Origin of the sequence: Pusillimonas noertemannii (genome assembly GCF_003096595.1) — a bacterium.
Classification (GTDB): Bacteria; Pseudomonadota; Gammaproteobacteria; order Burkholderiales; family Burkholderiaceae_B; genus Pusillimonas; species Pusillimonas noertemannii.
Genome location: NZ_QEKO01000001.1, coordinates 182,828 through 205,365, shown reverse-complemented (window position 1 = coordinate 205,365; position 22,538 = coordinate 182,828). Strand labels below are relative to the sequence as shown.

Genomic DNA, 22,538 nt, shown 5'->3' with positions numbered 1-22,538 from the left:
CCGATCATTTAACCCAGCCTGCCCCGACCAGCGACAGCCACGGTATGAACGTAATCAAGAACAGAACCGAAACCTGCAAGAGAATGAATGGCACTAGGCCGGCGCAAATGGTTGACATGCGGGCGCCGAACAAGGCGTGCGAGGTAAAGATGTTCAGCCCGAAAGGCGGCGTGAACATGCCGATGCTGAGGTTTACCGCCATGATGACCCCGAAGTGGACCAGATCGATTCCCAGATGCTGCACAATGGGCAGCAAGATGGGAGTGAGCAATACAATTGCGGAAATCGGGTCGATAAGGCAGCCCACGATAAGCAGGAAGATATTGATGACGATCAGGGTCGACCAATAGCTTTCGCTGCTGGAACCCACAAACTCGACTACCTGCTGAGGCACGCCGCTGGTGGTAAGCACCCACGAGAACACACCCGACGCCGCCACCACGATAAGTATCTGGGCAGTTAGGCGTGTGGAACTCTCGACCACGCTCCACAGTTCTTTCCAGGAAAGCTCACGATAGATGAAGCGCGTAACGAGAATGCCATAGATGCCCGCCACACCTGCTGATTCGGTGGGCGAGAAAATGCCGCTGTAGATGCCGCCCAGGATGACCACGGGTGTACCCAGTGCCGGCAGCGCACCCATGACCAGGCGAAGTGTTTCAGAGCCACTGCGCTTTATCTCCTGTGCTTTGGGCACCTTGCGCGCATACCACAAGATATAAAGAACGGTGGCAAACCCCAGCAGCAAAGCAGGAATGACGCCCGCGGCAAACAGCTCGGCCACCGATTCTTCGGCCGAGGCGCCATACAGAATCATGAGTATGCTCGGAGGCATGACGCTGGCAATACCGCCAGCCGATGTGATCAGGCCCAGAGAGAATTTCTCGCCGTACCCCCCTTCGCGCAGGCTGGGGTACATCAGCTTGCCTACGGCGGCCACCGTGGCCGGGCTGCTGCCCGAGACGGCGCCGAAGAATTCGCTAGCCGCGATGGTGGTAATGGGCCTGGCGGCGCGCTGCCGGCCAAACAAGGCCAGAATGCAATCGACAATGCGGCGTGACACTCCGCCGCGCGCCATGATGTCGCCCGCGAAAATAAAGAACGGCACGGCCAGCAATGCGAACTTGTCGAGGCCGCCGAACATGATCTGGGGAATGACCGTGGCCGGCACATTCATATACATAAGAATGGCAACGGCCGAACTGGCGAGCAGCACCAGATAGATGGGCAGCCCGAATATCAGCGTGACGGCGGGCACTACCGCCAAGGCAAGGGATAGACTCATGCTGCCCTCGCTTCGGCCACTTCAGGCACGTCGAGCGTATCGTGGGGCGACAAGGCACGGCGGTCTCCCTTAAGAAGATTGCCGATGCGCAACGCCGCGCCGGCCACGGCCAGCACGAAGCACACCAGTATGGACCCATAGGCAACCGACTTGGGCATTTCGGCCACGACGGTAACCTGTCCCAGGCGATGCACCAGGTCGACGACCTTAAACGCGTAATACACGATGAATATGCTTAGCGCCATGCCGACAAGGGTAGTAAAGGTGACCAGCACTTTTTGCATTGAAACAGGCAGGTAAGGGCGCAGAATGTCGGTGACCAGATGTTCGCCACGCAATGTCAGGCGAAACGACATCAGGCACACCGCCCAGATGATCAGAACGATGGTGATTTCTTCCGCCCAGAAAATGGGGGCATGAAACACATAGCGGCCGACGACGTTGGCAAAATTGATGACCAAGGCCGCAGCAAAACAAATTGAGGCGATCTGCGCCAGCAGAAACATAAAGCCGTTTACCGCCTTGCCCAACGCGCTGGGCGAGGTGTCGGCGTGATCAGTTGTCATGAAGTGCTCCAGGTAGGGAAACTGTAGTGTCGCGATCGGTGAACGCAACCGCCGACAAGGGGGTTTCGTTCACCTGCAGTTGAAAGACGTCGGGGCGGGCATAGTTGCCCGCCGCATCGAAGTCAAGCTTGCCGCGCGCGATTTGCGCGGCATCCAGCTCGGCCGTAAGCAAGGTTTCTTCGTCAAAGACAGGGCCGGCCAAGATGTTTCCGAGCGGATCGACGATGACGCTGCCGCCACGCATCAACAAGGCGTCGGGGTCTTGAGTAATGACGCAGTCGTAATCGGCGGGAAAATCGTTGCGCCGCAATACCTGGCAGCTTGAAAGCACATAGCAGCGGCCCTCACGGGCGATGTGCTGCACGGTGGGCAGCCAGGTGGGCCTGTCGTCGGCCGTGGGCGCGCAATACAGGGCTATGTTCTTGGCATACATAGCCATGCGCAGCATCGGCATGTAGTTTTCCCAGCAAATGACAGCCCCCATCTTGCCGATGGGCGTATCGAACACCGGCAGGGTTGAGCCGTCGCCATAGCCCCACACTACACGCTCGCCCGCGGTGGGCATAAGCTTGCGATGCCTGCCCAGCAAGACGCCGTCGGGCCCGAAGTACAGCACGGTGCAATACAGGGTACCCAGCTCGCGCTCAATCACGCCGATAACGACGAAGGCCTTGGCTTGCTGGGCCGCGCGCGATATGCGCTGGGTTTCAGGGCCCGGCACCTGGATAGAGGTAGCAAAATAGCGGGCGAAATCGTCGCGCCCTTTTTCGGTACGCACACCCACGGCTACGCCAAAACCATCGCCTTTGGGATAGCCGCCAAGAAACGCCTCGGGAAACAGCACCAGCTCGCAAGCTTCGGCCCCGGCCCGCGCAACCCATTGCTCGACCCGTGCCAAAGTGGCCGGGGTGTCGAAGGGCACGCCCCCAGCTTGTATCACGCCAACTTTCATATTCCGTTCACTGAAATCTTGTTTGTCGTAATTATTAGACAATTGATACAAAACAGTAACTGGGGTATACCCGCATTAGCGGGCTTTATCTATATGACGAAAATTATTATTTAAGGAAAATTAGGCCGAATTTAAGGTAAATTTCCGAATTTTATGGCTTTATATCGATTTCGCGGATTTTCTACATCGGTATATTCTCATTCCCACGAGCGGCATTCGAGCCAAATTGGATATTTTTGTCCGATAATTCCGACAAATCATAGGTGTCGGTGCTGGTGCGCCGCCCATGGGGCAAGCGACACATTCCGCAATACACTTTTGGATTCACCTCCTTCAGGAAGCAATCTATGGACATCGCCAAGAAACTGGCCACCATCGGCATTACGGGCAGCCTCTACAAGCTCTATACCGCGGCGATCGAGTTGGGCGAGGCGCCCATTGCCGATGTGGCTGCGCGCGCCGGCCTGGTTCGCACCACCGCTTACGACGCGCTAAGCCGCCTTGAACAGGAAGGGCTGGTCGTATTGCATCATCGGCACGGGAAACGGTATGTCGAGGCCCAAGATCCCACCGTGTTGCTTGAACGGCTGGAAGGACGGCGGCAGATGCTTGACCAGCTTATGCCCCAGCTTCGCTCGATGTATAACCGCGCCAAGGGCAAGCCCCAGATCCGCTTTTATGAAGGCATCGAAGGGATACGCACGGCCCTGCGCGACACCCTTACCACTACCGGCGAGCCGAAAGTCATGCATGGCATACTTTCGATGGAAGAGCTGATGCAGACGCCGGGAAAAGAAGAGATGGATCTCTATATCGAAGACCGCATCAAGCACGGCATCTGGCTGAACGTGATTCGATCCGAGCAAAAAGACGTCGAGCCCATATGGCCCTCCAGCCCCGACCTAATGCGCAGCCTGCGCTATTGCCCCCCGCACATGGTGCTGTCGATGACCACCTTCATCTACGACCAGCGCGTCTGCCTTATTTCATCAAAGAAAGAAAACTACGGCCTGATCATCGACAGCGTTGAATTCGCCACCATGCAGCGCACGCTTTTCAATGCCATATGGGAGCTAAGCCGGCCGGCGGGCTGAACGCCGAGCCCGTATGCGGCAAAAAGACCAGCGGCAGGCTATTGCATCCGAGGCCGCTGCAAAAACCACTCCACCGTCTTCCTTAACCCGGACTCGAAACTTTCCTGCGGCTGCCAGCCCAGTTCCCGCTGAAGCTTGCCGGCGTCAAGTGCGTAGCGCAGGTCGTGGCCGGGGCGGTCTTCCACGTGGGTGATCAGGTGTTCGTGTGAAACAGGCGTGCCGTAGGGGCCGGTGGGGCGGCTTTGAGGGTGCAATTCGTCCAGCAGGCGGCATACCGCGCGCACGACGTCGATGTTCTGCCGCGGGTTGTGGGCGCCGACATTGTAGGTCTGGCCCACCCCGCCCCGCTCGAGAATGATGCGCAGGGCGCGGACGTGGTCGTCCACATAGAGCCAGTCGCGCACGTGACGGCCGTGGCCATACAAGGGCAAGGGCTGACCCTGCACGGCGTTCAGTATCATGCGCGGGATCAGCTTTTCGGGAAACTGGTAAGGGCCGTAGTTGTTGGTGCAGTGGCTGGTCAACACAGGCAGGCCGTAGGTGCGGCGCCAGGCGTGCGCCAGATGGTCCGACGCCGCCTTGGTGGCTGAATAGGGCGAGCTGGGCGCGTAGGCGGTTTCTTCGGTGAACGAGGCGCTGCTGTCCCCAAGGTCGCCATAGACTTCGTCGGTGGAAACGTGCAGGAAGCGAAAGGCGCCTTGCCTTGCGGCCGGCAGGGCCTGCCAGTATTGGCGCGCAGCCTCGAGCAAGGTGTAGGTGCCCACCACATTGCTGTGTATGAAGGCGTCGGGGCCGTGTATGGATCTATCCACATGCGACTCGGCTGCCAGGTGCATGACGGCCTGGGGCTGGTGTTGGGCAAAGATGCGGTCCAGCTCGCTGCGGTTGCAGATGTCCACCTGCTCGAACACATGGCGCGGGCTGGCCAAGACCTGCGCCAGCGCTTGCTTGCTGCCGGCGTACGTCAGCTTGTCGACGTTGACGACTTCATCGCCGGTATGGCTGATAAGGTGCCGGACCAGCGCCGAGCCGATGAAGCCGGCGCCGCCGGTGATAAGCAATTTCATAAGTGGCGCCGCCCTTTCCGCTGCCTGCGCGTGCTCAGCCAGCGCAACAGGCCATATGAAAGATAGACTTTCTCTTGCCCCAGCGGCATGTCGGGCCGAATCCGCATCCACGAAGTCTTGGAATAAGCGATGAGCTGGTCCGGATACACGCTGCGATGCCCGATGATGAGATACGCTGCAATGCCGGCGCCGGCTATGTAGGCGGTGCCCAGCGTGCCGCCGAACAGTTCGACGCCCATCAATATGGCGGCGATGGGGGTGTTCGAGGCTGAGGCCACCACGGCCACCAGTCCCACCGCGGCGCCCAGCGCGGGGTCGATGCCCAGCATGGGCGCAAAGGCGTTGCCGGCAATGGCGCCAATAACGAATTGCGGCGTAACGATGCCGCCGTAGAACCCCGAGCCCAGGGTAATGGCCACCAGCAGGGTCTTCCACAAGAAGCCCAGGTAGGGCATGGGCTCGCCCTCCAGGGCAGCATCCATCATGGGCAGGCTCAGGCCCAGGTAGTCGGTGGGAATGATAAGTATCAGCGCCGCGAGCAGCAGGCCGCCTATCAGCGGCGTCAAGGGCGGCCATAGCGAAAACCGATGCTGCAGCCGGGCGAAGCCCTTGCGCGCAACGGCGATGGCGTCGACGAACACCCAGGCCACCACGCCGCATAGCACGCCGATGGCAACGGTCTTCAGAAAGAGCCACTCCGAAAATTCGGGCAGCGCAAGCAGGCTGTAGAAGGTGTAGGGCACGCCCCACCACTGGCTGACCTGGTACGACACTACGCCGGCCACGATGGCCGGAAAGAGGAAGTCGTGCCGGATGCGGCCTATGGCCAGCACCTCGACGCCATAGATGGCCCCGGCCAGGGGGGTGCCGAACACGCTGGCGAAACCGGCGCTGACGCCGCAGGCCACAATGCGCTTCTGCAATTCGGCGTTCAGGCCCAGCGTCCGGCCGATGCCCGCGGCCAGCGAAGCGCCCAGGTGCGAGCAAGGCCCCTCTTTGCCGGCGGAGCCGCCCGAGGCCAGGGTGATGATGGCCGCAATGGGCTTGATGGCCAGGGTCTTGAAAGGCATTTTGCCCGACTGGCTGTGCACCGCCTGGATGACGGAATCTTTCAGGCCGGTCTTGTTCAGCCTGTAGCCGTAGTACAGCAGCAGGCCGTTCGCCAGCCCGCCCAAGGGCAGCAGCACCATCTGGAACCACAAGGGTATCGAGGCGGTGCTGTCGATGAAAAAGAACAGCCCGTGCAGGAAAAGGCTGGTGCCGCTTCCCACCACCACGCCCGCAAGGGTCGCCAGCACCAGCCACTGCACCACCGTCGCCAGCATGACGAGGGGCTCGACAAGGTTGAAGCGCGGCAGTCGCATGCGGTTCCGTCAAGGTTGCGGGTTAAAGGGCGTGAAGGGATTTTACCGCCCCCCGTTTGTGGCAGCGGGGAACGCGAGGGCGAGGACGGTGCCAGGGCGAGGTCGAGCGCGGTGCGAAATACATGGGCAGTTCGTTCGGACAACGCATGCCCTTGGGAATGTCGTGGCGCTAGCGGCTTGCCATCAGCGCTCGCACCACGCCTGGCAGGCTTTCCGCCAGCGGCTTTGGGGGAATGCCCAGGGCGGCCATCTTGCTGCAGCTCAGCACCGAATACTTGGGGCGCACGGTGGCGCTGGGGTAATCGCTAGAGGGAATGGGGCTAAGCATATCGAGATAATCGCGCTGCTGGGTTCGCGCGGCGCTCTCTCCACCCGGGTGACCGCCGCTCGGGTGATCGCCGCTGGAGGTTGACGGCTGGGCCGCTTGCAATTCCCCTGTGCCTGCTGGGTCTACTGCCCCTGCTGCCCATGCTGTCCCGGTTGGGTCTACTGCCCCTGCTGCCCGTGCCGTCCCGGCTGGGTCTGCCGCCACGACGTTAGCCGCCTGGAATATGGCGCGGGCAAATTCGTAGCGCGTCAGCGCGGTTGAGCCGCTGTAATGGTAGACGCCTCCCGCCGGATGAGGGACGCGTTGAGGGCCCAGCCCCCCTTCCCTGCGGCTGCCATCTGCCGCAGGGCCACCAGCTGCCGCGCGGCTTCGAGGTTCCGCCATGGCAAGGCCCGCCAGCGCGATAATGGCCTGGGCCAGATCGCCCGCAAAAGTGGGCGCGCCGGTCTGGTCGTCCACCACGCGCAGCGGCCGGCCCTGCTGTGCCGCCTTCAGCATCGCCGCGACAAAGTTCTGTCCCTCAGCGCTGAAGACCCAGGCGGTGCGCAGCACCCACGCATGCGGCTGCTCGCGCAACAGCCATTTTTCGCCCTGCAGCTTGGATTCGCCATAGGCGTTAAGGGGGTTCGGTTTAGCCTGCTCGTCGTAGGGCTGCCGGCTGTGGCCGTCGAATACATAGTCGGATGAAACGTGCACCAGGCGGGCGCCCGCCTCGTTGGCCGCGCGGGCAAGGTTCAAGGGCCCCTGGGCATTGACGGCAAAGGCGCGCTCGCGCTCTTGCTCGGCTCGATCCACCGCGTTATAGGCCGCAGCGTTGATGATCAGCGCAGGGCGCAACGCCCTGACCTGTTCCTGCACGGCCTGCGCATCGGTGATGTCCAGCTGCTTCGAGCCCAATGCCGTTACCGCCCAATGAGGCGGTTTCATCTTCTGCAGGCTGCGGCCCAGTTGCCCGTGGGCGCCGGTGATGAGGACATTTATTTTCATTTCTTCCCGTTGCAGTATGATAAATGTCACCTGGCACTATTGCCAATTTTTGCCAAGATCGGCTAGGCTCGAATTATGAGCACAATGAATATTTCCCTTCCCGAATCGCTGAAAGGCTTTGTCGACGAACAAGTTCGCCAGCGCGGCTATAGCACCAGCAGCGAATACCTGCGCGAATTGATCCGCAAAGAACAAGATCGGCAGCAGCTTCGTTCGCTTTTGCTCGAAGGCGCCACCTCTGCATTGGGGCCCGAGGCAGACACACACTATTTTTCCCGCCTGCGCCAACAAGTCAACGAATCATAAGACGAGCATTTGACAGGCTGTGGCGAAGAAACCCATTCTTCAAAGAGCCAAGGCGCTCGAAGACATTGATGAGAGCCTCGGCTACTACCTGCAAAACGCCTCTCCGCGCATTGCTCACGCGTTTATCGACGCCCTTGAAAAAGCATATGCCCATATTGGCAAGCATCCATTGTCGGGCTCTTTACGATATGCCTACGAACTTAATATGCCGGATTTGCGAACATGGCCGCTGAAGCGGTTTCCTCATCTCATCTTTTACATTGAGACTGCGGAGCACATTGAAATTTGGCGCGTTCTGCACCAACAGCGCGATATTCCCTCTTGGATGCATTCGACCACATAACCAAGCGCGCTCCTCATTTGCACCGAACGTTCAATCGGATAGCAAGCATACACACTCCGACCGTTTACTCGCCCCTAGTTTGCGGCGGGACAGCGGCCGGCTTCCAGCAACTCTTTAAGTGTTTGGCCGTTGCGGTCTTTGTCGGAAAGCAGCGGCGCCTCGCAGGGCCAGTCTATGCCCAGGTTGGGGTCGTTCCAGCGCAGGCAGGCCTCGCTTTGCGGGGTGTAGTAGTCGGTGCACTTGTATTCCACCAGGGCCTGCTCTGAAAGCACCAGAAAACCGTGCGCATAGCCGGGCGGAATCCATAAGTGCCGGGGCTCTTCGCTGCTTAGAACAAGCGCCTGCCACTGCCCGAAGGTGGGTGAATCGGCCCGCACGTCCACCGTGATGTCGTAGACGCTGCCCTGCACCGCTCGCACCAGCTTGCCCTGCCCGTTCGGGTTCTGAAAATGCAGGCCGCGCAGCACATCGCGTTTCGAATGCGAGAAATTGTCTTGCACGAAAGCACCGTTCTGCCCCGGCAGGTCCTGGTACTGCTGTGCCCGGAAGTGCTCGATGAAATACCCGCGCTCGTCGGCAAACTGCCGCAAGGCAATGAGCTTGATGTCAGGGAAGGCGGTGTCTAGAAGTTGAAGGGGCATGGGCATGCCTGTAAACAAAATGTTGGTCCGGCGCAGGGCCGGATGGAATGGACGTTGAAGCCGGCAACAGCAGCATGAAGCAGTTTAGACCAGGAGTGGCTCGAGCATCCATGAATGCTCGTACCCGTGGATTTACGCATCCGCAAGGCCACGCGCGAGAAAATCGCCGCGGCGCTTGGTATTTCTGCGCATCAGCTTGATTTCTGAGCGGCTTTCATCCTGTTCGACCATTCCCACGCCGGGTCGTGCTTCAGGCGCCGGTTGATGCAGGCGATGATTATCACTGCGATGAGCGCGCCCAAGGCGGCCAGGGCCATGTCCTTGTGCGAATCCCATACGTCACCCTGCGTGCCCAGGTAGTGTATGCCCAGGTCGCCCCCGAACATCTCGGCGGCGCCCCACTCTACAAGCTCGTACAGGGCCGAGGTGCTTAGCGTTACGTCCAGCGGCAGGAAATAGCCCCAGAAGCCTCGAACCTCGACAACCCGCAGGACGAATTCCCGTATGGGGTAGGCCAGCAGCAGGCCATAGCTGAAATGCACCAGACGGTCGAAATGATTGCGCTTCCAGCCCAAGGCTTCGTTCAGGCTATGGCCGGTAAGCGATTGCCACCAGGCGTCGTAGGGCACGTCGGAATAGGTGTAGTGCGAGCCCACGGCATGCAGTGCCAGGAAAAGCAGTATCAGGTACAGCGAGGCATCGGAAAACCGGAACGTGCGCCGCGAGAACCACAGCACGGCCAGCAGACCTACTACCAGGGCATTCTCGAGCAGCCAGGTGCCGCGGTCGGAAGGCGAAACGCCCAGGGCCACCCAAAGGACCAGGTAGGCCAGGGCGGCGATACGCACTCCGCGTCCGGGAAGTGTCGAAGTAGAAGGTTGGGCATTCATCTGCCGCAGTATATGTCTGCGCGGGGCAACCTCGCTTTCTTGCCGCTTGCCTGCCGCCTTTCAGATTGGTGGCTTGGCGCCGTTTCCGACTCCATGTGGCCAAGCCACTGCATGGCGTGCTCTCGGCTGCTGCCACACATGTCGGCGCTCGGTTGAAGCGAGAGGCAGACCGCCGGCCTTTCGGGGTGCCCAAAAATCTTGCACCGTTCGTGCTCGTCAAGCTGAATACACCGAACGCCCGCGGGCTTGCCTGCAGGCATTCCCGGGATAGGACTTGAAATGGACGGCGCCGTACAGCAAGCACCGCAGCGGTCACGACACTGCATTTGCATCTCTTTGGTTGAAACCAGTTTGCCAATGGCTTAAGTATGCATAGTTTATGCGTAAAGGCGCCTGCGCCATGCGCGATGACGTCGCCTGCACATTGAACGATTGAGTTTTGTTCATGCATGGCGGCCTGATAAATCGCTTGTCCATGTTCCTCCGACTGCCCTACATTGGGCTCGAACCAATAACTGGTTTCTTAAGCTGCCGGGCCCTTCTTATAGGCTGGGCATTGCATATTTCAAGGAGAGAATACGGTGGGACAAATCGAGAAACAGGCCGGGGTCAGGTTTTTTCAGCCGCGCCGACTTGGCCATGTCAACTTATTCGTAAGCAGTTATGAACGCGCCGCCGAGTTCTACCAGGACATCGTCGGGCTGGAAGAGGTATACCGGCAGCCGGACAACCGCGCCAGTTTCGTCAGCAACGGCAACACTTATCACGACCTGGGCCTGACAGACGTAAGCAGCCACTATGCGCAGAAGAACCAACAGCCCGGCCTGAACCACATCGCCTTCGAGGTCGAGAACGAGGTCGACCTGGTCAAGGGCTACAACCAGGCGGTGGGCGCGGGGGTCAAGTTCATGTCCACCCAAGACCACGACGTGGCGCACTCTTTGTATAAGCTCGACCCGGAAGGCAACGCGGTTGAGGTCTATGCCGACGTGGTCGAAGACTGGCGCACTGCGCGCCATGGCGTGTTCGAGAAGGTAAAGCCCGAGTGGATTCCCGGCGTAACGAACGAACCGCTTAGCGAGCGCCTCTACCCCAATAACCCGCCCATACACGTCGTGCCCAGCTCGGTCTTCCGGGCGCGCCGGGTTACCCATGCCGGCTTTGTGGCAGACGACTACGAAAACCTGTACGACTACTACACCGAGCTTATCGGGCTAACCCCCTATGTGGGCGACCGCGGCAGCGAATACTGCGTTTTGCGCGGCACGGTCAGCACCGAAGGCCTCTCGCTTTTCCGCAGGCCCGCCGGCACGCCGCAGGGCATGCATCACGTGGGTATCGAGGTAAAAGACGAAAGCGAGCTCGACCGCGCCCTGAAGAAAATGGCGGAAAACGGCATCGCGCTCGAGCGCGAGGTCAACCACCCCGCCCGGCGCACGGTGTGCATTCTTGACCCCGATGGCATCCGCCTGCAGTTCTATGTGAATCGCCAGTGGGACCCTTCCCAATTGAAGGGCATCGACCTGCAAGAAGCACTTTATCTGCTGTAGGCACCCTTTGCGGACACAGACCCCGCCGTGGCGCACGCCACGGCGGGGTCTGTGCTTTGTCGTAGCCGCGGCCCGCCGGCTGCTCTACTAGGCCTCTACGCCCGCCGCCTGCACCTGCGCGGCCTGCTCTTTGATCCACGAACAAAATGCGGCGCATTGCGGCTCGCGGGCCCGGTCGGCAAGCATCAATAAATAATAAGAACCGGCACTGGGCGTGTCGGACCGCAGCGGCGTCACGAGTTCTTCAGGACTGAAGCGCGAGAGCAATATGCTGGGCACCAGGGCAACGCCCTGACCCTTGCGGGCCGCCTCGATGGCCATGAAGAAATGCCCATACTCGATTCTTTCTTTACCCGGCGGTTCGTGCAGACCGTATATGCCAAGCCAGTCGCGCCATGCGTGGGTCCTGCTGGCGGTATGAATGAGGGGTAACCGCAACAGGTCGGCGGGCTCGTTTACAGGGCCGAAAGGATCAAGAAGCTTGGGGGAAACGACCGGAACCAGCACGTCGTCGAACAAGGGCTCGGCATTGACGCCGCGCCAGTTGGAGACCATATCGAGATCGATGCGCGGCTGGCGCGCGTCGTAGATTTTGCCCGGCAGGGCACCCACCCGGATAGCGACGTCGGCCTCGTTGGACTGCAGGTCGACCGCCCGTATGGAAGTAAGGATGCGGGTTTCGATGCTGGGGTTCTGCTGGGTGAAGCTGTCGAGCCGCGACATCAGCCAGAACGAAGCCACCGACGGCAACACACTGATGGTAAGTATGGAATGGCGGCTTTCTCGCGTTTTGAAATTGACGGTTGCCCGCTCGACGTGGTCGAGCGCCTGCTGGATTTCGCGCAAATACATTTCGCCCGCCGGCGTAAGTTCCACGCGCCGGGTAAGCCGTATGAACAGCTTGGTGCCCAGGTATTCTTCAAGCCCGCGTATCTGCCGGCTGATGGCGCCCTGCGTGACGAAGAGCTCTTCCGCCGCGGCAGAAAAACTGCCCAGCCGGCCCGCGGCTTCGAAAGCGCTAAGAGCAATCATCGAGGGAAGAACACGTCGCATGGCTTTCCTGGTGGCGATAAAGCAGGCTGCAAATCGACTCTTGAGTTTATCTCATGCATATAGCTCATTCAAATCGTTTGTCCGGTGCAAACCGGTCCCATAAAGTGAAGGCCAAGGCTCACGAAACGGCCGCAAGGCAGGCGTGAGATGCCAATAATTTAAAGAGGGACTGACATGGCAGTAGTTTCTGAGTCGCGAGTAGCAATCGCCGGCCTGGGCGCAGTGGGCAAGGTCATTGCCACGGAACTGGACAAGGGCATTCCGGGATTGGTGCTTACCGCAGTATCAGCCAAGAACAAAGAAAAGGCGGCGGAATTCGTCGGGCAGCTCGAGCGCGCCGTGCCCGTCGTGTCGCTTGATGAGCTGGCCGACCACGCCGACGTGATCGTCGAATGCGCGCCGTCCGAACTGTTGCCGCAGATCGCCGCGCCGGTGCTTGCGGCTGGAAAGAAGCTGGTGGTGCTTTCGGTGGGTGCCCTGCTGGCCCACCCCGAGCTGCGGCAAACCGCCATCGACAACGGCGGTTCGATACTGGTGCCCACCGGCGCCCTGATAGGCCTCGACGCCGTGGTCGCGGCGGCCGAAGGCACCATCCATTCCGTGCGCATGACCACGCGCAAGCCATTGCGGGGCCTGGCCGGCGCGCCGTTTCTTGTCGAGAACGGCATCGACGTGGGCACCATAACGTGTCCCACCAAGATATTTTCAGGCACGGCCCGCGAAGCGGCAAAAGGCTTTCCGGCCAACCTGAACGTATCCGTGGCGCTGTCGCTGGCGGGCGTGGGGCCCGACCACACCATGCTGGAAGTCTGGGCCGACCCCACCGTTACGCGCAACACCCACCATATTGAAGTAGACGCCGACACGGCCAGCTTCAACATGACGATAGAGAACATTCCATCCGAGAACCCCAAGACGGGGCTGATCACGGCCCGCAGCGCCATCGCGCTGCTGCGCAAGCTCGGCGCCCCCGTGAAGATCGGCACTTAAGGAGGCCTGGCCACATGAATTTCGGCATCGAAGGAAAAGTCGCGCTGGTCACCGGCGCTGGAGGAGGCCTGGGGGGCGCCATTGCCCTGTCCCTGGCCAAAGAAGGCGCGCGGGTCGTCGTGGCCGACGTGCACCAGCCATCGGCCCAGCGCACTGTGCAGGCCATACAGGAAGCCGGCGGGCAAGCCATGCCGCTCGACTTGGACCTGGGCAAGCTGGACGAACTGGAAGCGCACGTAGAAACGCTACAGTCGCGCCTGGGGCCGGTTGAGATCCTGGTGAACAACTCGGGCGGCCCCCCGCCTTCCGCGGCTTCGGGCGTGCCCAGCGAAACCTGGGAGAAGCACTTTCGCTCGATGGTGCTGAGCCTGATGCACCTTACCGACCTGGTGCTGCCGGGCATGCGTGCCCAAGGCTGGGGCCGCATCATTACCAGCACTTCTTCCGGCGTGGTCATACCCATACCCAACCTGGGCGTATCAAATGCGCTGCGCCTGGCCCTGGTAGGCTGGTCCAAGACACTGGCCAAAGAGGTGGCCCGCGACGGCATCACCGCCAACATCGTGCTGCCCGGGCGCATCGCCACGGCCCGTATCCAGCAGCTGGACGAAGCCCGCGCCGAAAGAGAGAAAAAGCCGCTTGAACAAGTAATACAGGAAAGCACTAACACCATTCCCGTGGGGCGCTATGGGCGCGTGCAGGAATACGGCGACGTCGTCGCCTTCCTGGCCAGCACCCAGGCCTCGTACCTTACCGGCTCGGTCATCCGCATCGATGGCGGCCTCATTCCCAGCATCTAAGGAGATTTTCAATCATGGTCAGTTTCACGGCTGAACAGCGCAACGACATCCGCACCCGCTACCAGCGCGTCGACACCTCCAACGTGGCAGACGTGCTGGACACCCTGGGCTATATGGACCAGGGCCTTTCGCCCGACTTCCTGCCCTACCCGCATACCGCCGGCCGCATCGCCGGCTGGGCCTACACCATCCGCGGGCAAATGACGCCTTACGAGCTTGGCGGCGACGCCGAGAAAATGAAGGCCTGCCAGGGCCTTTCGGAAGGCGATATCAGCGTATGGAGCGGCGACGGCCACGGCATCTGCTACTTCGGCGAACTGATCGCCATCGGCATGAAGGAAAGGGGCTGCCTGGGCGCCCTGGTGGACGGCGGCGTGCGCGACGTGCGCTGGATAGGCGCGCAGAATTTTCCTGTCTATGCCCGCTATCGCACCCCCGTGCAGTCGATCGGACGCTGGAAGGTCACCGGCTGCCAAGTGCCCGTCTACATGCGCGGCGCCACCACCCCGCTGGTGCAGGTCAACCCGGGCGACTTCATCCTGGCGGACGAGGACGGTGCCATCGTGATCCCGCAGGCGGTGGTCGAGCAGGTGTTGGCCGAAGCCGAGGCGCTTACACAAAAAGAAGAAACAATACGGGCCGAACTGCAGAAAGGGCTTACCCTTGCCGAGGCCCTGGCCGAATACGGCCACGTTTGAAGCAGCGAATGAATTTGCATCACCATCGAGCAGCAAGGAGTTTTGACCCTATGTAGTGCAGAACGCATGGACATGCCGCGGCATGTCCATACCAAACCACCAGGAGGAAACATGACAAGCATTCAAAATAGAAAACGCGGAGGCATGCTCATCCGTTCCGCATTCGCCACGCTGGCGGGCGCCGCCATGATCGCCGCTTCGGGCGCAACGCACGCACTTGAAAAAGTAACGGTTCGGCTCGATTTTTCGCCCCTAGGGTTTCATACGGCCATGTACCTGGCCAAGGAAAAAGGCTGGTTCGAGCGCGAAGGCCTTGACGTCACCATTCAGGACGGCAGCGGCTCGCTGAATACGATCCAGCTGGTGGCGGCGGGCCAGGCCGACATCGGCCAGGTGCAGCTGGGGCTGCTGGTGGCCGCGCGCGACAAGGGCCTGCCCCTGAAGTCGTTCGCGGGCTACCTGCGCGGGTCGGACCTTGCGGTGATGGTGCCGCGCGACTCCAATATCAACACCCTGGCCGACCTCAAGGGCAAGAAGATCCTGTGCTTCACCGCCAGCCCCTGGGCGCCCTTCATCGACAGCTTCCTGGCCAAGGGCGGGCTGGACCGCAAGTCGGTCGACATCACCATGGTGGCCCCTTCCGCCATGGCCGGCCTGTATAGCTCCGGCGACGCCGACGGCTTCATGTCGGTTGCGCCCCACCAGGTACCGCTGCTTGAAAAGGCGCGGCCGGCCAAGACGATACGCATGGCCGACTATGGCATCCACTTCCCCAGCTATGGCCTGATCGCCACGGAAAAGACCCTGAAAGAACGCCGCGAAATGCTCGAGAAGTTCAACAAGGTGCAAATAGAAGCCTGGGAATACATCTGGAACGGCCACGAAGACGAAGCCGTGCAGGCCATGATCAAGCAGCGCCCGGGCGTAAACCTGGATCCGGTCTCGTTGAAGGGCCAGCTCGACATGAACCGCCCCCTGTTCTTCACCGAGGCGACAAAAGGCAAGCGCATAGGCTGGCAGTCCGAGGCAGACTGGACGGCGGCGCTCAAGTCCATGAAAGAAGCCGGAATCGACGTGGGCAGCGTCAAGCTGGAAGATCTGTACACCAACGACCTGATGCCCGCCGCCGCCGACAAAGGGGAAAGCTGATGATGAGCACCTATCTGGACATCTCTGAATTCACCAAGGTCTATCCTTCGCCCCGGGGCGACGTCCATGCCCTGGAAAGCGTGAACCTGGGCATCGAAGAAGGCCAGTTCGTCAGCATCCTGGGGCCCAGCGGCTGTGGCAAGAGCACATTGCTCAAGTGCGTGGCGGGCCTGGAATCGGGCACTTGCGGGCAAATCCGTTTCGACGGCGAAGTGCTGGACGGCCCGCCCAACGGGCTGGGCATGGTGTTCCAGCGCGACCTGCTGGTCGACTGGCGCACCGTGCTCGAAAACGTGATGATCACCGCCGAGTTCCTGGAGCTTGACGAAAGCATCGCGCGCAAAGAGGCGCTGCGCCTGCTCGAACTGTTCGGCCTGAAGGGCTTCGAGCACCACCATCCCTGGGAGCTGTCGGGCGGCATGCGCCAGCGCGCCGCCATCTGCCGCGCCCTGGTGGGCAACCCCAGGCTGCTGCTCATGGACGAGCCCTTCGGTGCCCTTGACGCCATGACCCGCGACGAGCTCAACATCGAACTGCAGCATATCTGGCTGCAGTCGCAGAAGACGCTGCTGTTCGTCACCCACAGCATCCAGGAAGCCGTGTTCCTGTCGGACAGGGTCATCGTCATGTCCCGCAACCCGGCCCGCGTGATCGAAGACATGACCATCGATCTGCCCCGGCCCCGAACCCTTTCCACCCGTGGCTCGACCCAGTTCGGCGAGTATGTCATCGAGCTGCAGGCCCTGTTCAAGCGGGTCGGCATCTTCAAAGGAGAATAGGCATGTTACGCATTTGGCAGGCGACAGAGGCCGCTCGCACTTTCGCGGCGGTCATCCTGGGCTGCATCGTGCTGTGGGCCCTGTGCGTGTGGCTCTTCGATTTGCCCAAGTTCCTGGTTCCCTCGCCCCATACGGTGCTGCAAGAGTTCCTTGAAAAACCCCAGTTCTATTTTGCCAACTCCTTGTCCACGCTATGGGTATCACTGGGCGGGTTCGGGCTGGCTGTGCTGGGGGGCCTGGTTCTTTCCATCGGCATCATCCGTTCGGTCTGGCTCGAGCGCACGCTGTATACGCTGCTCGTGGGACTGAACAGCCTGCCAAAGGTGGCCCTGGCGCCGCTGTTCGTCATCTGGTTCGGCACGGGCGCCATCTCGAAGATGGCGGTGGTCATAAGCATCGCCATCTTTCCCATCGTGATAGGCACGGTGCTGGGCCTGCGCTCTATCGACCCCGAGCTGATCAACATGGCCCGCGCCATGCGCGCGCCTCAAAAGCGCATTCTGTGGAAGCTGCGTTTTCCGCAGGCCCTGCCCAGCCTGCTTTCGGGCATGAAAGTCAGCATATCGCTGGCCCTGGTGGGCACGGTGGTGGGCGAGTTCATCGCCGGCAACAAGGGGCTGGGCAGCACCATACTGGCGGCGCAAGGCACGTTCGACACCACCCAGGTTTTCGTGTGCATCGTGCTTCTGGGTGTGCTGGGCGCCATCTTGTTCTATGCCATCGACCTGGTAGAACGCTATCTTATCCCCTGGCATCCCTCGCATCGCGGCCACAAGCAGCAGGCGGCAAACCCCCAGCGCGCGCCCGCTGCCCAAGGCCACGCCGGCGTGGCACATTGACCGATGGCGGGTTCACTCAAGGAAATGCATCGATGATCCAGTATCCATGCGCCGCGTACGGCATCCAGACCCGCGTGCTCGAGGCGGGCGCCGGGCCCGCCCTGGTCTTCATACACGGCCTGGGCGCGCGGGCCGACCGCTGGCGCAATAACCTCAAGCCCCTTGCCGCGGCCGGCTACCGCTGCATAGCCATCGACCTTCCGGGCCACGGCTTTGCCGGCAAGGCAAATATCGCGCCGTTCAGCGTGCCCCGTTGCGCCGACTGGCTGGCCGCGATTCTTCAGCAGATCGGTGCCGAGCATTACGCTTTGGTTGGCACATCGCTGGGCGGCTACATTGCCGCCACAATGGCATGCCGCTCGCCCCAGCAGGTGGGGGCGCTGGCCCTGGTGGGCACGCTGGGCATCGTGCCCATGGGCGAAGAAGCCCGGGCGGCAATCTCATCGCGCTTCGGCACGGTTAGCCGCGAAGGCATAGAGCGCAAGCTGCGCACCGTGCTGTTCGACCCGGGCCTGGTAACGCCCGCCTGGATCGAGGAAGAATGGCGCATCAACAACTCGCCGGGCGCGCACGAGGCGTTTGCGTGCATTGCCGATTACATCCGCGACGGCATCGACGACGACGTCATCGGCGGGCAACTGGCCGCCATGGACGATCGCCGGCATTCAACCGCGGTGATATGGGGCCTGGAAGACAAGGCGGTGCCGGTGAATGTGGGGCATCGCTGCCGCGAGATCCTGCAGCCCGCGCTGTATAAGGAAATTCCCGAAACAGGCCATGGCCCCTATCTGGAGCAGCCGCGGGTGTTCAATGAACTGCTCAAGGGCTTTCTGGCGCGCGAAGGCGTGTATCCGCCGGCTTCCGGCGTGCACGACAGGCAGACGGCGCCCTCAGCTTGATGCCGCGGCGCAGACCGCCCGCTGCGTCGCACTATTCGCTGCGCGGCGCTGTCATGTTCTCGCGTATGCGGTTCAGCAGGTAGTGCAGGGTTTCCTGCTCGTCCATGCTTAGGCCATGCACGGCGCGCACATAGATTTCCCAGGCCAGGGGCAGCACGTGGCGAAACTGGGCCTTGCCGGCGGGCATGATCTTGATGGCGACCATTCGGTTGTCTTCGGGATTGGGCAGGCGCGCTACGTAGCCGGCCTTTTCCATGACAGTAAGCGCGCGCGAAAGCGTGGCTTGGTCCACGCCGGTGAAGCGGCCCAGGGCGCTTACGCCCAGGCCGTCTGTTTCGGTCAGAAAGGCCAGCACGCGCCAATGCAGCAGGGTCATGCCCTCGCTGCGCAGCACCTGCTGGAAGTCGGCATTCAGGGCCGCGGTGGTCTGGTTCAACACATAGGGCATGAATGTGTCGTGGCCCAGGTAGGGCGGGGCCCCGTCTTCAGGCTCGCGCCGCGTTAAAGGTTTGATCTTGGCCGCATCCATTTCCGCCCTTTTTTCCTTTGCTTGTTCGTTTTCCCGCAACGAATGCTATCACCCCGAGTGATCGACCCTTCGCTGGATGAACCCTATGAGGCTGTTCAGCGCCAGGCCCAGTGCGCAGATCCACACCAGGGGCACGAACATGTCCAGGGTGCGGTAGGCGCGCGCAGCGACGGTAAGCATGTGGCCCAGGCCGTCGGTGGAAGCGATCATTTCAGCCAGGAAGACGACGACGCAGGCGATGACGCCGGCCACCCGCACGCCGGCCAGCACGGTGGGCACGATGGCGGGCAAGGTGACCTTCCACAGGCAGGCGGCCCGGCTGGTGCCGGCAGCGCGCGCCGACCAGATGAGCTTCTGGTCTACGCTGCGCGAGGCGGCCCAGGTGGCCATCAATACCGGGAACAGGGCGTCGGCCACGATCAGGGCGATTTTCGAGGTGTTCTCGAAACCCAGTATCAGGATGAAGGCGGGGTACAAGGCAATTTTGGGAATGGGCGCGAGCAGACGCACCAGGGCGTCGAGCACGGCGGCGCCCAGCCGCGAAAGCTGGGCGGCCAGGCCCAGCACCACGCCCAGCGCGACGGCAATGACCAGGCCCACGACCAGCCGGTACAAGGTAATGCCGAAGTGCTGCCAGAACTCGGCCGCCGAGGCCAGCTCGACCATGCGCGCCGTAATAGAGGTGGGCGCCGGCAGCAGCTGGGGCTCGATCCAGCCCAGGCGGCAGACCAGTTCCCATATCAGCAGCGCGGCAATGGGCGACAACAGGCGCTTGCAGGCCGAAAGGCGCCGCCACTGGACCATGCCACGCGGGCCGGCCGGCATGACGCTGCGTGCAAGGGATGATTGCCGGTTCATGAATACCTTTATATCAATGCAGCGAAGAGCCGCCGCCGGAGGATTCGGCCCAATGTGTCAGATAGCGCCGCACGCGCTCGAACAGCCAGTCGAGCACAAAGCCCATGACCGCCAGGATGAGAATGACAGCGTAGACGGTGGCGTACTGGGCCATGTCCATCGAGGTGAACAGCAGGTTGCCCACGCCCTCTTGGCGCGCGATCATTTCAGAGGACACCATGACGATCAATGCCATGACCACGCCCACCCGGCAGCCGATCAGTATTTCGGGCAAGGCGGCGGGCAGCACGATGCGGAACAGCCGCTTTACGGGGCCCATGCCCATGGCCTGGGCCGTCCAGACCAGTTTCTTTTCAATGCGGCAGGCGCCCTGGTAGCTGTGGAACAGCACGGGCAGGCTCACGCCCATGGCAATGACCAGTATTTTTGAAAAGCTTCCCAGGCCGAACCACAACATCAAGATGGGCATGAGCGCGGCCTTGGGCATGGGGTAGGCCAGCGACACCAGGGGGTAGAAAATATCGTACATGGCCTGGCTGCGGCCCATGGCCAGCCCCAGCGGAATGGCGAACAGCAGCGCCCAGGCATAGCCGGCAAACATGCGGCCCACCGACTGCGCAATGGCCCATACGGCGTTTGGGTCTAGCACGATGGTGGGCAGTTCTTTCAGGGCGGTAATGGGGCCGGGGAAAGAACTGAAGTTCATTACGCTTGAAAGCACGCCCCACAGCACGCCCACCAGCAGCACCGCCGCCAGAAAGGCCAGTGCGGGGCTGTGATACCAACGCATGGGCTTGGCCGCCGAACTCATGCCGCGGCCTCTGCCACCAGCAGGCTTTCGAGGTGGATGACGTATTCCTGGTAGCGCGAGTTGCGCAGCAATTCAGAGCGCACGCGAGGGCGCGGCAGGTCGATGTCGACGATCTCGCGCACGGTGCCGGGCGTGCCGCTAAGCACCACCACGCGGTCTGACAGGTAGACGGCTTCTTCAACGCCATGGGTGACGAACAGCACGGTGTTCTTCAATTGTTCCCACAGGCCCAGCAAGCCTGTCTGCAGCTTGAGGCGGGTGTGGGCGTCGAGCGCGCCGAAGGGTTCGTCCATGAGCAGGATGGCCGGCTCGTAAGCCAGTGTTCGGGCGATGGCCGCGCGCTGGCGCATGCCGCCGGAAAGCTCGCGCGGGTAGAAATGGGCGTAGTCCTTGAGCTTGACCTTGTCGAGCCACAGCATGGCTTTTTCTTCGGCCTGGGCCTTGGGCACGCCCTGCTCGCGCAGGCCATAGGCCACGTTGCTAAGCACGGTTTTCCAGGGGAACAAGGCGTATTCCTGGAACACCGAGCCCCGGTCGGGGCCCGGTGCGTTGATGACTCGTCCATCGACCTTCACGCTGCCCGTGGTGGCCTGCTCGAAGCCGCCCACTATGTACAGCAGCGTGCTCTTGCCGCACCCGCTGGGGCCCAGTATGGACATGAACTGCCCCTCTGGAACCTGCAGCGAGATGTCGCGGATGGCCGTGTGCTCGGTGCCGCGCGCGGTTTGAAAGGTCTTTCCCAGTTGCTCGATGGCGATCATTGCGGAACCTGCATTATTTGATGGGTGCCATGATGTCTTCGCGCACGAAGTTGGAGACGTCGACAGGCTTGGCCAGGAAGCCGGCCTTGTGCTGCAGGTCTATGGTTTCCTGTATGGACTTCAGGTTGGGCTTCATGTCGGGCGCGTGGGCGAAGTCTTTCTCGGTGAACAGGTATTTGTCCAGCAGCTCTTTGGGCGCGCGGGTGATTTCAGAAGCCACGGCCACCGCCAGGCTGCGGTCTTCAAGCAGCTTGCTCATGGCCAGTTGCAGGTCTTTGACGTAGGCCTTGACCACCTCGGGGTTCTTGTCGGCATAGGCTTTGCTGCAGCCTTCGAAGATCTGCACCGTGGGCGACTGCACTTCCGACAGCGCAAACAGCTTGCGGATGTCGCCCTTTTCTTCGGCCAGCAGCGCAAAGGGCTGCACCAGCGGGCCCGCGTCGACACGGCCCGAGCGTATGGCGTCGGCCGAGGCGGGGAAGCCGGTTTCAACGATCTTCACGTCTTTTTCGGGGTCGATGCCGTTATTCTTGAGCCACAGCAGCATCTGGAAGTACACGCCCGAGCCATAGGCATTGGTGCCTATGACCTTGCCCTTGAGATCGGCCGCGCTCTTGATGGATCCGTCTTTCTTCACCGCCCAGTAGGGCGAGAAATAGCCTTTTTCCTCGTGCACGTGCTGCGCCACGATATAGCTTTCAAGGCCGCTTTCTATATAGCCCTGCGCCATGGAAAGCGGCGCCATGGTGGAACAATCGAGCACGCCTGCGCGCATGGCCTGCACCATGGGCGAGGTGCCCTGGAACTGCGACCACTCGATCTTGTACTTCTTGCCCAGGTCGGGGAACATCTCCGGGCGCTTCATCATCAAGTACTTGGCTTCTTCGGCCGGTATCGTCCAGCCGACACGAATGGTGGGCACGTCTTGAGCCAGGGCCGGGGCCATGACCGCCGCCGCGCCCGCCGATATCAACAACGCCTGCATGATCTTGTTCATTG

At 61.4% G+C, this 22,538-nt stretch carries 26 protein-coding genes; 11 read left to right on the top strand and 15 right to left on the bottom strand.

The window, feature by feature from the left end:
• Positions 1-4: 4 nt before the first annotated feature.
• Genes C7440_RS00945 through C7440_RS00935 form a run of 3 tightly spaced genes read right to left on the bottom strand, consistent with a single transcriptional unit; the run spans position 5 to position 2,803 of the window.
• A complete protein-coding gene (locus tag C7440_RS00945) occupies positions 5-1,285 on the bottom strand; it encodes a TRAP transporter large permease (protein ID WP_116517114.1) in 1,281 nt (426 codons plus the stop codon).
• A complete protein-coding gene (locus tag C7440_RS00940) occupies positions 1,282-1,851 on the bottom strand; it encodes a TRAP transporter small permease (protein WP_116517113.1) in 570 nt (189 codons plus the stop codon). The genes C7440_RS00945 and C7440_RS00940 overlap by 4 nt, the downstream gene beginning before the upstream one ends.
• On the bottom strand, positions 1,841-2,803 hold the full coding sequence (locus C7440_RS00935) for a carbon-nitrogen hydrolase family protein (RefSeq protein ID WP_116517112.1): 963 nt from the start codon (positions 2,801-2,803) through the stop codon (positions 1,841-1,843). The genes C7440_RS00940 and C7440_RS00935 overlap by 11 nt, the downstream gene beginning before the upstream one ends.
• A 347-nt stretch (positions 2,804-3,150) precedes the next feature.
• On the opposite strand from C7440_RS00935, the gene C7440_RS00930 reads away from it, so the two are divergent.
• Positions 3,151-3,897, top strand: coding sequence for a TrmB family transcriptional regulator (locus tag C7440_RS00930; protein WP_116517111.1), 747 nt, complete (start codon positions 3,151-3,153; stop codon positions 3,895-3,897).
• A gap of 38 nt (positions 3,898-3,935) precedes the next feature.
• Here C7440_RS00930 and rfbB read toward each other — a convergent pair whose 3' ends face one another.
• The 3 genes from rfbB to rfbD all read right to left on the bottom strand — a co-directional run bounded on the left by rfbB (position 3,936) and on the right by rfbD (position 7,643).
• Positions 3,936-4,964, bottom strand: a complete 1,029-nt coding sequence (gene rfbB, locus C7440_RS00925) for a dTDP-glucose 4,6-dehydratase (protein ID WP_116517110.1) — start codon at positions 4,962-4,964, stop codon at positions 3,936-3,938.
• Positions 4,961-6,328, bottom strand: coding sequence for a chloride channel protein (locus C7440_RS00920; RefSeq protein ID WP_207775364.1), 1,368 nt, complete (start codon positions 6,326-6,328; stop codon positions 4,961-4,963). The genes rfbB and C7440_RS00920 overlap by 4 nt, the downstream gene beginning before the upstream one ends.
• Positions 6,329-6,497: 169 nt before the next feature.
• A complete protein-coding gene (rfbD, locus tag C7440_RS00915; protein WP_116517109.1) occupies positions 6,498-7,643 on the bottom strand; it encodes a dTDP-4-dehydrorhamnose reductase in 1,146 nt (381 codons plus the stop codon).
• A 75-nt stretch (positions 7,644-7,718) separates the two neighbouring features.
• On the opposite strand from rfbD, the gene C7440_RS00910 reads away from it, so the two are divergent.
• Positions 7,719-7,949, top strand: a complete 231-nt coding sequence (locus C7440_RS00910) for a ribbon-helix-helix domain-containing protein (RefSeq protein WP_116517108.1) — start codon at positions 7,719-7,721, stop codon at positions 7,947-7,949.
• Between the two features lie 19 nt (positions 7,950-7,968).
• The gene (locus tag C7440_RS00905) at positions 7,969-8,292 is read left to right on the top strand and encodes a type II toxin-antitoxin system RelE/ParE family toxin (protein ID WP_116517107.1); all 324 of its coding nucleotides are present in this window, start codon (positions 7,969-7,971) and stop codon (positions 8,290-8,292) included.
• 74 nt (positions 8,293-8,366) lie between these two features.
• On the opposite strand, the gene rfbC is transcribed toward C7440_RS00905, so the two are convergent.
• The 3 genes from rfbC to C7440_RS00890 all read right to left on the bottom strand — a co-directional run bounded on the left by rfbC (position 8,367) and on the right by C7440_RS00890 (position 10,149).
• A complete protein-coding gene (gene rfbC / locus C7440_RS00900; RefSeq protein ID WP_207775363.1) occupies positions 8,367-8,933 on the bottom strand; it encodes a dTDP-4-dehydrorhamnose 3,5-epimerase in 567 nt (188 codons plus the stop codon).
• A 191-nt stretch (positions 8,934-9,124) separates the two neighbouring features.
• Complete coding sequence (locus tag C7440_RS00895) at positions 9,125-9,823, bottom strand: DUF2238 domain-containing protein (protein ID WP_116517105.1); 699 nt, start codon at positions 9,821-9,823, stop codon at positions 9,125-9,127.
• Positions 9,820-10,149 carry a YkgJ family cysteine cluster protein gene (locus C7440_RS00890; RefSeq protein WP_116517104.1) on the bottom strand — a complete coding sequence of 110 codons (330 nt, stop codon included), beginning with the start codon at positions 10,147-10,149 and terminating at the stop codon, positions 9,820-9,822. Before C7440_RS00890 ends, C7440_RS00895 begins: the two co-directional genes overlap by 4 nt.
• Positions 10,150-10,404: 255 nt before the next feature.
• Here C7440_RS00890 and C7440_RS00885 point away from each other — a divergent pair, with 255 nt between their 5' ends.
• Positions 10,405-11,373, top strand: a complete 969-nt coding sequence (locus tag C7440_RS00885; protein ID WP_116517103.1) for a VOC family protein — start codon at positions 10,405-10,407, stop codon at positions 11,371-11,373.
• Between the two features lie 87 nt (positions 11,374-11,460).
• Here C7440_RS00885 and C7440_RS00880 read toward each other — a convergent pair whose 3' ends face one another.
• On the bottom strand, positions 11,461-12,426 hold the full coding sequence (locus tag C7440_RS00880; RefSeq protein ID WP_116517102.1) for a LysR substrate-binding domain-containing protein: 966 nt from the start codon (positions 12,424-12,426) through the stop codon (positions 11,461-11,463).
• A 174-nt stretch (positions 12,427-12,600) separates the two neighbouring features.
• Here C7440_RS00880 and C7440_RS00875 point away from each other — a divergent pair, with 174 nt between their 5' ends.
• The 7 genes from C7440_RS00875 to C7440_RS00845 all read left to right on the top strand — a co-directional run bounded on the left by C7440_RS00875 (position 12,601) and on the right by C7440_RS00845 (position 18,580).
• The gene (locus C7440_RS00875; RefSeq protein ID WP_116517101.1) at positions 12,601-13,416 is read left to right on the top strand and encodes an aspartate dehydrogenase; all 816 of its coding nucleotides are present in this window, start codon (positions 12,601-12,603) and stop codon (positions 13,414-13,416) included.
• A 14-nt stretch (positions 13,417-13,430) separates the two neighbouring features.
• Complete coding sequence (locus tag C7440_RS00870) at positions 13,431-14,216, top strand: SDR family oxidoreductase (RefSeq protein ID WP_116517100.1); 786 nt, start codon at positions 13,431-13,433, stop codon at positions 14,214-14,216.
• Positions 14,217-14,230: 14 nt separating this feature from the next.
• Positions 14,231-14,914: an RraA family protein gene (locus tag C7440_RS00865; protein WP_116517099.1), complete on the top strand. Its 684-nt coding sequence runs from the start codon at positions 14,231-14,233 to the stop codon at positions 14,912-14,914.
• 111 nt (positions 14,915-15,025) lie between these two features.
• Complete coding sequence (locus C7440_RS00860; RefSeq protein ID WP_243410800.1) at positions 15,026-16,063, top strand: ABC transporter substrate-binding protein; 1,038 nt, start codon at positions 15,026-15,028, stop codon at positions 16,061-16,063.
• On the top strand, positions 16,063-16,842 hold the full coding sequence (locus tag C7440_RS00855; RefSeq protein ID WP_116517098.1) for an ABC transporter ATP-binding protein: 780 nt from the start codon (positions 16,063-16,065) through the stop codon (positions 16,840-16,842). Before C7440_RS00860 ends, C7440_RS00855 begins: the two co-directional genes overlap by 1 nt.
• 2 nt (positions 16,843-16,844) lie before the next feature.
• Complete coding sequence (locus C7440_RS00850; protein ID WP_116517097.1) at positions 16,845-17,681, top strand: ABC transporter permease; 837 nt, start codon at positions 16,845-16,847, stop codon at positions 17,679-17,681.
• Positions 17,682-17,713: 32 nt separating this feature from the next.
• Positions 17,714-18,580 (top strand): alpha/beta fold hydrolase, encoded by an 867-nt coding sequence (locus C7440_RS00845; RefSeq protein WP_116517096.1) that lies wholly within the window; start codon positions 17,714-17,716, stop codon positions 18,578-18,580.
• Positions 18,581-18,611: 31 nt separating this feature from the next.
• On the opposite strand, the gene C7440_RS00840 is transcribed toward C7440_RS00845, so the two are convergent.
• From C7440_RS00840 to C7440_RS00820, 5 genes are read right to left on the bottom strand one after another with little or no spacing between them, the layout of a single operon-like run.
• Complete coding sequence (locus C7440_RS00840) at positions 18,612-19,109, bottom strand: MarR family winged helix-turn-helix transcriptional regulator (RefSeq protein WP_017523782.1); 498 nt, start codon at positions 19,107-19,109, stop codon at positions 18,612-18,614.
• A 48-nt stretch (positions 19,110-19,157) separates the two neighbouring features.
• Positions 19,158-19,967, bottom strand: coding sequence for an ABC transporter permease (locus C7440_RS00835; protein WP_243410799.1), 810 nt, complete (start codon positions 19,965-19,967; stop codon positions 19,158-19,160).
• Positions 19,968-19,980: 13 nt separating this feature from the next.
• The gene (locus tag C7440_RS00830) at positions 19,981-20,757 is read right to left on the bottom strand and encodes an ABC transporter permease (RefSeq protein WP_243410798.1); all 777 of its coding nucleotides are present in this window, start codon (positions 20,755-20,757) and stop codon (positions 19,981-19,983) included.
• A gap of 17 nt (positions 20,758-20,774) precedes the next feature.
• A complete protein-coding gene (locus tag C7440_RS00825; RefSeq protein ID WP_116517093.1) occupies positions 20,775-21,539 on the bottom strand; it encodes an ABC transporter ATP-binding protein in 765 nt (254 codons plus the stop codon).
• A 13-nt stretch (positions 21,540-21,552) separates the two neighbouring features.
• On the bottom strand, positions 21,553-22,536 hold the full coding sequence (locus C7440_RS00820) for an ABC transporter substrate-binding protein (protein ID WP_116517092.1): 984 nt from the start codon (positions 22,534-22,536) through the stop codon (positions 21,553-21,555).
• Positions 22,537-22,538: the final 2 nt, after the last annotated feature.

Coding starts and splice junctions, on each gene's coding strand:
- C7440_RS00945 (WP_116517114.1), bottom strand. CDS start 1,285: ATGAGTCTATCCCTTGCCTTGGCGGTAGTGCCCGCCGTCACGCTGATA.
- C7440_RS00940 (WP_116517113.1), bottom strand. CDS start 1,851: ATGACAACTGATCACGCCGACACCTCGCCCAGCGCGTTGGGCAAGGCG.
- C7440_RS00935 (WP_116517112.1), bottom strand. CDS start 2,803: ATGAAAGTTGGCGTGATACAAGCTGGGGGCGTGCCCTTCGACACCCCG.
- C7440_RS00930 (WP_116517111.1), top strand. CDS start 3,151: ATGGACATCGCCAAGAAACTGGCCACCATCGGCATTACGGGCAGCCTC.
- rfbB (WP_116517110.1), bottom strand. CDS start 4,964: ATGAAATTGCTTATCACCGGCGGCGCCGGCTTCATCGGCTCGGCGCTG.
- C7440_RS00920 (WP_207775364.1), bottom strand. CDS start 6,328: ATGCGACTGCCGCGCTTCAACCTTGTCGAGCCCCTCGTCATGCTGGCG.
- rfbD (WP_116517109.1), bottom strand. CDS start 7,643: ATGAAAATAAATGTCCTCATCACCGGCGCCCACGGGCAACTGGGCCGC.
- C7440_RS00910 (WP_116517108.1), top strand. CDS start 7,719: ATGAGCACAATGAATATTTCCCTTCCCGAATCGCTGAAAGGCTTTGTC.
- rfbC (WP_207775363.1), bottom strand. CDS start 8,933: ATGCCCCTTCAACTTCTAGACACCGCCTTCCCTGACATCAAGCTCATT.
- C7440_RS00895 (WP_116517105.1), bottom strand. CDS start 9,823: ATGAATGCCCAACCTTCTACTTCGACACTTCCCGGACGCGGAGTGCGT.
- C7440_RS00890 (WP_116517104.1), bottom strand. CDS start 10,149: ATGCAGTGTCGTGACCGCTGCGGTGCTTGCTGTACGGCGCCGTCCATT.
- C7440_RS00880 (WP_116517102.1), bottom strand. CDS start 12,426: ATGCGACGTGTTCTTCCCTCGATGATTGCTCTTAGCGCTTTCGAAGCC.
- C7440_RS00875 (WP_116517101.1), top strand. CDS start 12,601: ATGGCAGTAGTTTCTGAGTCGCGAGTAGCAATCGCCGGCCTGGGCGCA.
- C7440_RS00870 (WP_116517100.1), top strand. CDS start 13,431: ATGAATTTCGGCATCGAAGGAAAAGTCGCGCTGGTCACCGGCGCTGGA.
- C7440_RS00865 (WP_116517099.1), top strand. CDS start 14,231: ATGGTCAGTTTCACGGCTGAACAGCGCAACGACATCCGCACCCGCTAC.
- C7440_RS00860 (WP_243410800.1), top strand. CDS start 15,026: ATGACAAGCATTCAAAATAGAAAACGCGGAGGCATGCTCATCCGTTCC.
- C7440_RS00855 (WP_116517098.1), top strand. CDS start 16,063: ATGATGAGCACCTATCTGGACATCTCTGAATTCACCAAGGTCTATCCT.
- C7440_RS00850 (WP_116517097.1), top strand. CDS start 16,845: ATGTTACGCATTTGGCAGGCGACAGAGGCCGCTCGCACTTTCGCGGCG.
- C7440_RS00845 (WP_116517096.1), top strand. CDS start 17,714: ATGATCCAGTATCCATGCGCCGCGTACGGCATCCAGACCCGCGTGCTC.
- C7440_RS00840 (WP_017523782.1), bottom strand. CDS start 19,109: ATGGATGCGGCCAAGATCAAACCTTTAACGCGGCGCGAGCCTGAAGAC.
- C7440_RS00835 (WP_243410799.1), bottom strand. CDS start 19,967: ATGAACCGGCAATCATCCCTTGCACGCAGCGTCATGCCGGCCGGCCCG.
- C7440_RS00830 (WP_243410798.1), bottom strand. CDS start 20,757: ATGCGTTGGTATCACAGCCCCGCACTGGCCTTTCTGGCGGCGGTGCTG.
- C7440_RS00825 (WP_116517093.1), bottom strand. CDS start 21,539: ATGATCGCCATCGAGCAACTGGGAAAGACCTTTCAAACCGCGCGCGGC.
- C7440_RS00820 (WP_116517092.1), bottom strand. CDS start 22,536: ATGAACAAGATCATGCAGGCGTTGTTGATATCGGCGGGCGCGGCGGCG.